The 543-nt window shown below is 42.9% G+C and carries 2 protein-coding genes; one reads left to right on the top strand and one right to left on the bottom strand.

The annotated features are described in order from the left end of the window. On the top strand, positions 1–189 hold a 189-nt coding region (locus A3738_RS32180), incomplete at its 5' end, for an acyl-CoA thioesterase (protein ID WP_369819837.1). Here A3738_RS32180 and A3738_RS26310 read toward each other — a convergent pair. Then, complete coding sequence (locus tag A3738_RS26310; RefSeq protein WP_068480618.1) at positions 186–431, bottom strand: Rho-binding antiterminator; 246 nt, start codon at positions 429–431, stop codon at positions 186–188. The genes A3738_RS32180 and A3738_RS26310 overlap by 4 nt on opposite strands. Positions 432–543 lie beyond the last annotated feature (112 nt).

The raw sequence follows: 543 nt of genomic DNA, 5'->3' as shown, positions 1-543 counted from the left end.
AAGCTAGGCACCAGCTCCGTAACTTATGGAATTGCTATTTTCCGCGAAAAAGAAAATCAAGCAGCCGCAAATGGCCAATTCATCCACGTCTTTGTCGATAGAGAAAGCGGCAAGCCTGTCCCGATCCAAGACAAAATACGCACTGCGCTAGAGGCTATTCTAGTAACTCGAATGGCAAAGTTCGTCTAAGCAAACTCAACTTCATGAAAGTGAGGGTTTTCATCCAGAGCCCTCATGCGTTTCACAGTGTCTAAAATTACAAGGTTTTCTTGCGTTTCCATACGCAACTTCACGCATTCATTTCGGTGCTGATCATAAGCGGTATCGACCACAACGCCCTCCACCACTTCTGCATCCTTGAGAAACAACTGAACGCGTAATTTATAAGTACAAGCAATTTCAATGTAATCGTATTGTTGGCAGGAAATCATTGAGACTCTCCATAAACTACTATCAACTTGATTTTATCCATTCTCAGCCAATCGCTGAAAGAACACCCCGGTAAATGCATCAGCAGGAAAAAAGGTTTCAACCTTAATCTCT

It is taken from the genome of Oleiphilus sp. HI0066 (genome assembly GCF_001635725.1).
Note: the sequence above shows the minus strand (reverse complement) of the source record. Positions and strands in the feature narration are given on the sequence as shown.